This window comes from Luteimonas sp. MJ250, assembly GCF_039548455.1.
Classification (GTDB): Bacteria; Pseudomonadota; Gammaproteobacteria; order Xanthomonadales; family Xanthomonadaceae; genus Luteimonas.
Window position 1 is genome coordinate 1 of sequence record NZ_JBCLVB010000022.1, and the last position, 6,428, is coordinate 6,428.

Below are 6,428 nucleotides of genomic sequence, written 5' to 3' on the forward strand. Positions count from 1 at the left end.
CGGCGGCCTAACAAGTCGTTCAAGCCGAAGCCGCTTCGTTACGCAAACAACATGGCAGGTAAAGCTTGCCATGTGGTTCGCTCCACTACGCGGCTCGGCTTAACTCTGGTGTTAGGCGGCATCCACCGTTGACGAGGGCGGACAGGCTTTCCCATGAGACGTTTTCTCAAGCACCTGCTTTGGATGGTGGCTGGCCTGGCGGCACTGTTTGTCTTGGGCGTGCTTTGGCCCTCGGCAAAGGCTCCACTGCCCGATGCCGCCGATACCCGGCTGATCCGCAACGCCCGCATCATCGACGTGGAGCGGGCTGCTGCCGGCGAGCCGACCGACGTATTGATCGAAGGCGGCGTTATCGCCCGGATCGGCGACGGCCTGCGCACTGAACCGGAGGTGCCGATACTGGAGGCTGGCGGACGTTACCTGCTTCCCGGCTTCTGGGACATGCACACGCATGCGTTCCAGTTATCGCCGCAATTGCACCTACCACTGGCCATCGCGAACGGCGTCACCGGCACCCGTGACCTTATGGACTGCCCCGACAGCGACGACACCTTGATCGCCTGCGTCGCCGACAAGCGCCGCTGGACCCGGGCCGCCGTCGAGGGCCGCATGGTCGGTCCGCGCTTCGTCGAAGTGGCCAGCTTCTATTTCGAGCGGTCCGACATGACGCCTGACCAAGCGGCTACGCTCGCCGCGATCTTTCGCGCGCGCGGCCTGGACGCACTGAAGGTGTACAACCGCCTGGCGCCGACCACCTACAAGCGCCTGACCGACGAAGCGCGCCAGTGGGGCATGCCCGTGGTCGGCCACCTGCCCAAGGCGGTGAGCTTGGAGGACGCCGTCGCAGCCGGGCAGCGCAGCTTCGAGCACGGCCATCTCTTCGCGCGCCACTGCTTCCGTGATGCCGCCGCATGGCGCAGCGGTGCGCTGGACGCCGAAGCACCCGTTGCGTTGATCGAGCGGATGGTCACCGAGCACGACTCCGCAGCCTGCGCGCGCGCGTTCTCGCGCATGCGCGAGGCAGGAGCCTGGTTCGTGCCCACGCACGTGACCCGCGAGGAGGACGCGCGCGCGCGCGATCCCGCCTTCACCGGCGATCCCCGCCTGGCGTACCTGGACCCGCTGTCGCGCTGGGCGTACCGCGACGATCTGAAGTCGACTGCGGCGCGCTATCCCGGCGCGCGAGGCGAAGCCGCCTTGCGGGATTATTTCGAGCATGGTCTGGCGTTGACAGGTGATGCTTACCGGGCCGGCGTGCCGGTGCTGGTGGGAACGGACACCGCGATCGGCGGATTCCGCTATCACGATGAAATGGCCCTTCTGGTGCGCGCCGGCCTGTCGCCGGCCGAGGTGCTGCGTGCGGCCACGCTGGACGCCGCGCACTACGCAGGGCAGACGCAGCGCCACGGCCGCGTCGCCGTCGGCAATGCTGCGGATCTGGTGCTGTTTGAGGCAAACCCGCTGGACGACATCGCCCACACGCGTCGCCTCCATGCTGTGCTGCTGGCCGGGCGCCTGTACGACCGTCCGCGCCTGGACGCGCTACTCGGCTTCACTCGCGCCCAGGCGCGTTCGCCGGCCAACGCCGCCAAGCTGGTGTGGGGGTTCCTCGCCAGTTCCGTCAGCGGCGAGCTTTGACACCGGACAAAAGATGGGGCCAGGCTCGCCCATGGAATTCATGAACTCGCGACCGGCGAAGGTTCCGAGCGAACGGCACCGTGGTTCTGGCGCTCTCTCGCCATGGCGGCGGCATTGACTGGCGGTAGCATTCTTGGCCACTGCCGCCTAACAGTTCGTTCAAGCCGACGCCGCTTCGCGGCGCGGCGCGGCTTAACTCTGGTGTTAGGCCTTGTGTCCCGCACTGCCGGATCAACGTCTTCGGCCGCGTGAGGTTCGCCGCTCATCTGTCACTGTTGGCGTCTCGCACGCGCGATGAGTGGCATCTGCAGGCACGCGTGCACACCTCGGCTTTGGACAGGCGCGACCCTCGGCAAGATTCGACCTGCCGAGTCGGCTTCGTGCGGGCCGCGGTGGGAGTTCTTGGCCGCGCGACTTGATCTTCTAGGCTCCGCTCGCGCCACGTGCCAGGTCAACAAGCTCTCCAGCAAGACTTGTTGTACTGTTCGGCTCAGGGGTTGGGCCGTCGCGGGTCGGGCTTAAGTGCCGGGCAGCGGCGGCCTAACAAGTCGTTCAAGCCGAATCCGCTTCGTTACGCAAAATACATGGCAGGTAAAGCTTGCCATGTGTTTCGCTTCACTACGCTGCTCGGCTTAACTCTGGTGTTAGGCCTTGTGTCCCGCACTGTTGTTGCCGGGTTCCAGGCAATTTGTAGCGCCTCGTTTATCCGCAGCGTTTGCACCTCGCACGCGCGGTGCAGGCATCGGCAGTCAGTCTTGCAGCACCTCGGCTTCGGACAGGCGTGACCCTCCGCAAGGTTCGACCTGCCGAGTCGGCTTCGGACAGATCCTGGTGAGGCTCCTCGCACACGCGAGCTGTAGTTCGCGCTTCGTAGTTCCAAGGCACGGCCCAGCTGTGCCAAGTTGTTGTAGTGTTTCGGTTCGGGGTTGGGCTGCAGGGGTTCGGCGCAGGTGTCGGGCAGCGGCGGCCTAACGAGTCGTTCAAGCCGATGCCACATCGGGGCGCAAACCACATGGCAGATACAGCTTGCCATGTGCTTCACGCCCCGCTACGGCACGGCTTAACTCTGGTGTTAGGCATTGAACCAATCACCTTCGCAAATTGGAGATATAGCGAAAACCGCTTTCGGGGAGATCGCGGCGCGATTCCCTCACCTGCAGATCGTTGGGGAACCGGATGCGCCCATAGAGATCAGCCTGCATATCCCTGTTCAACAAGGCCTCAAGCATGCTGTCTGGGTCTCGCTTCAAAACACCGATGAGTTGCACTTGTCAGTTGGACACTTCTGGTGTGAGTGGTTCCCTTGTACAGACCCAGACAGAGTTGCGGCATTCGTAGACGCGGTTAGTGGATTTCTATCAGGCAAGTACCGCTGCTTGGAGCACTATCGTGGTGCCGAATGTTTTAAGGCACAGTTGCAACGCCCAGCTGACGATGGCTGGGAAACAATCGCAACATGGTCACGGCTTAGGCTGCCGTCCTTCCGCAAAGTTGTGTACAGGGCGGTCGTCAATGCCTAACAATTCATTCAAGCCGATGCCGCTTCGCGGCACGGCTTAATTCAAGCGTTAGGCCTTGTTTCCCGCACTGTTGTTGCCGGGTTCCAGGCAATCTGTAGCGACTCGCTCATGCAGCGTTTGCACCTCGCACGCGCGGTGCAGGCATCGGCAGTGAGCCCTGCAACGCCTCGGCTTCGGACAGGCGCGACTCTCCGCAAGATTCGACCTGCCGCACCGGCTTCGGCCAGGGTGCGGTGAGAGTTCTGGGCCGCGCAGGCTGCAGCATCATCGCTTCGGCCTGGCAGATTCCAGCCCCGGGCTGACCGGCCAGACTTGTTGTACTGTTCGGCTCAGGGGTTGGGTCACCGCAGGTCAGGCACAGGTGCTGGGCAGCGGCGGCCTAACGAGTCGTTCAAGCCGAATCCGCTTCGTTCCGCGAATCACATGACAGGTAAAGCTTGCCATGTGCTTCGCTCCACTACGCGTCTCGGCTTAACTCTGGTGTTAGGTGTCACATGAAGTCTTTCGCAGCGACAGTATTGCTCTTAGCTTCAACCCAACAGGTATCCGCCCAGGAGCTTCTATTGTTTGGTGGTCAGAACAACGACACGTTCTTGGGTTGCGCCTCGTGCAGCAAGTACGAGGACGGTTCGATTTGCAATAATTACGGTGACTTCGGCTCTAGATACAGCGACTCCAGCATTTGGAGCAGATACGGAACCTTCGGATCCAAGTACAACGAAGAGAGCCCCTGGAACAAGTACTCGAGCTCTCCGCCTGTCGTGGTAGATCGCAACGGAAACTTCTATGGCTATTTCACTGCCAACCGGCATCACGATAATCGCACTAGGGTCCGGGGTCTTCGTGCGCTCGTCGACAATGTGGATCTAGTCACCGATGATCTGCAAGCGGCACGGGACGCGTACTGCGGTGACACCTAACAATTCATTCAAGCCGACGCCGCTTCGCGGCGCGGCTTAACTCAGGCGTTAGCACCCAATGGAGAGTTCGCATGCTTTCGAGGATTCAAGTTCGCGCCCTTGTAATTGCGTTCGTTGTCGGCACCACCGCCGGCTGTGCAAGCACCCTTTCGAGCACTCGTAGCAGCCCAGCGGACGTCGGTGCGGCGATAGATAGCGGCCAGCTGGGCGACGCACCTTACAGAGTCGAGATCCCCGAAAGCTGGAACGGCGAACTTGTCATGCTTCTTCATGGTTATGAGCCAAGAGGAGTTCCGCGCGAATCTCCTTGGCCTCAGAACGATGCATCGCCCATCTTCCTTTCTCAGGGCTATGCGGTTGCCGAGAGCGCCTATACGTCACAGGGCTGGTCGGTCCGGGATGCGTTGCCAGACAATGAACAGCTGCGGTCGTATTTCGCCGACAAGCATGCCGAACCCAACCGCACTTACCTCGTCGGGTTTTCGCTGGGCGGCCATATCGCGCTTGCGAGCCTCGAGAAGTACGGAGAACGCTATTACGGCGCGCTTTCACTATGCGGCGTCAACGTTCCGACGTCTATCGCCTTTGAGGAAGGGATATTGACGTCACTCGTGTCCTTTGACTATTTCTTCCCGGGGGCGATGGGGCTCGCGCCTGGAGGACTTTCTGATCCGGCATCGCCGCCCATGCTGGATCCCGAAGCTATCGAGGCCGTCCTTGCAGGGAACGAAGCAGCTGCAACAATCCTGGTCAACCGCCTGGAGATCCCAAGGGCCGGCCTTGCTGGTGCGCTCATGCTCAACTACATGGTGCTGCGTGAGGCCCAAACCCGGTCGGATGGATTTCCGGCAGACAACATGGCGGTTTCATATGTCGGATTTGGTGACGATGCAGCCTTCAACAGGGGTGTTCGGCGCTATGCTGGCGACCGGCGCGCCTTGGGCTCTCTCGCTGGCATTGCGGACCTCACCGGCCGCTTTGACAAGCCAGTAGTGATCCAGTCGAACAACAACGACCCCACTGTTCCCAAGCGATTCGAGTCAATCTATCCAGCCTTGGCATTTGCCGCAGATCCTGCGGCGCCGTTGGTCTCGTTGCCGTCTGTCGGGGAAGGGCATTGCGACTTTACTCCGGATCAGATTCAAGCCGCCTTCGGAACGCTCACCCACTGGGTCAAGAGCGGCACGCGGCCCGACAGCCTCCAGACTGGGCGCTAACAATTCATTCAAGCCGATGCGGCTTCGCGGCACGGCTTAATTCAAGCGTTAGGCCCCTCCCATATGCTGTCGCTATCTGCACCCACGGCCGAGGACGAACAGGACTTGGGGCAGTTTGAGTTCACAAACCGGGCGTTCTTCGAATCACATATTAATGCGAGGGCGACATCCTTCTATGAGCCGGGCGGAATCGCAAAGGCGATCGCAGTTGCTCAGGCCGAAGCAGCAGAGGGCAGCGCGTATCAGTTCCTCGCGAGAAACGGGTCGGGCCACCTTGTCGCCCGTGTCAACCTTACCCGGGTCCGTGGCGACCACTTCCATAGCGCGGAACTGGGCTATCGCGTAGCCCAAGACCATGGCGGCAAAGGCTACGCGACTGAGGCAGTTCGGCTTGCGCTAGATTATGCTTTTGTGCGGCTCCGGCTTCACCGAGTCGAGGCCGCAGTTCGTGTAGGGAACGAAGCCTCGGCCAAAGTGCTTCTGCGAAACGGCTTTGTGCAATTCGGCCATTCAAGCCAGAGCTTCTGGCTCTCTGGCCAGTGGCACGACGTGCTTCACTTCGAACGGCACGGTGCCTAACAACGCGCTCAAGCCGACTCCGCATCGGGGCGCAAACCACATGGCAGGTACAGCTTTCCATGTGCTTCACGCCCCGCTGCGGCGCGGCTTAGCTTAGGTGTTAGGTGCCAAGGGGAGCTATGTCGCAGTACGAGCTGCTTGCAACAGCAATCGCATGCTTCGCTGTTCTAGTCAGCATCATCGCTTGGAACGGGCAGAGAAAACTCCAACGCGAGGCTAACGACCTCCAGCGAGCGACGGCAAAGCTAGCGGAGAAGCAGTTGGAGCTACTTCTCCGCGAAGAGCGTGGCAGCGACGTCCCCCCGGTTTTGAGTAGCACGGCGATCTGGAGTCCAATTCCCCAAAGCGAGGAGATTGGACGTGAAGAAGCGCTTTTCCGAAGAGCAGATCATCGGCTTCCTGCGCGAGGCCGAGGCCGGACTGCCGCTCAAGGAGCTGTGCCGCAAGCACGGCTTCAGCGAGGCGTCGTACTACCTGTGGCGGAGCAAGTTCGGCGGCATGAGCGTGCCCGATGCCAAGCGCCTGAAGGAGCTTGAGACCGAGAACGGCCGGCT

4 protein-coding genes are annotated in these 6,428 nt (G+C 61.4%); all 4 read left to right on the forward strand.

What is annotated here, in order from left to right:
* The first annotated feature begins 153 nt into the window (after positions 1-153).
* A complete protein-coding gene (locus tag WCE37_RS14635; protein ID WP_343279984.1) occupies positions 154-1,638 on the forward strand; it encodes an amidohydrolase family protein in 1,485 nt (494 codons plus the stop codon).
* Positions 1,639-4,149: 2,511 nt separating this feature from the next.
* The gene (locus WCE37_RS14640) at positions 4,150-5,295 is read left to right on the forward strand and encodes a hypothetical protein (protein WP_343279985.1); all 1,146 of its coding nucleotides are present in this window, start codon (positions 4,150-4,152) and stop codon (positions 5,293-5,295) included.
* 63 nt (positions 5,296-5,358) lie between these two features.
* Positions 5,359-5,874: a GNAT family protein gene (locus WCE37_RS14645; protein ID WP_129135519.1), complete on the forward strand. Its 516-nt coding sequence runs from the start codon at positions 5,359-5,361 to the stop codon at positions 5,872-5,874.
* Between the two features lie 360 nt (positions 5,875-6,234).
* Positions 6,235-6,428: transposase (locus WCE37_RS14650; protein ID WP_343279986.1), on the forward strand; the 194-nt coding region annotated here is incomplete at its 3' end.

Excerpts from the sequence above, each read along its gene's own strand:
- WCE37_RS14635 (WP_343279984.1), top strand. The coding sequence starts at position 154 with ATGAGACGTTTTCTCAAGCACCTGCTTTGGATGGTGGCTGGCCTGGCG.
- WCE37_RS14640 (WP_343279985.1), top strand. The coding sequence starts at position 4,150 with ATGCTTTCGAGGATTCAAGTTCGCGCCCTTGTAATTGCGTTCGTTGTC.
- WCE37_RS14645 (WP_129135519.1), top strand. The coding sequence starts at position 5,359 with ATGCTGTCGCTATCTGCACCCACGGCCGAGGACGAACAGGACTTGGGG.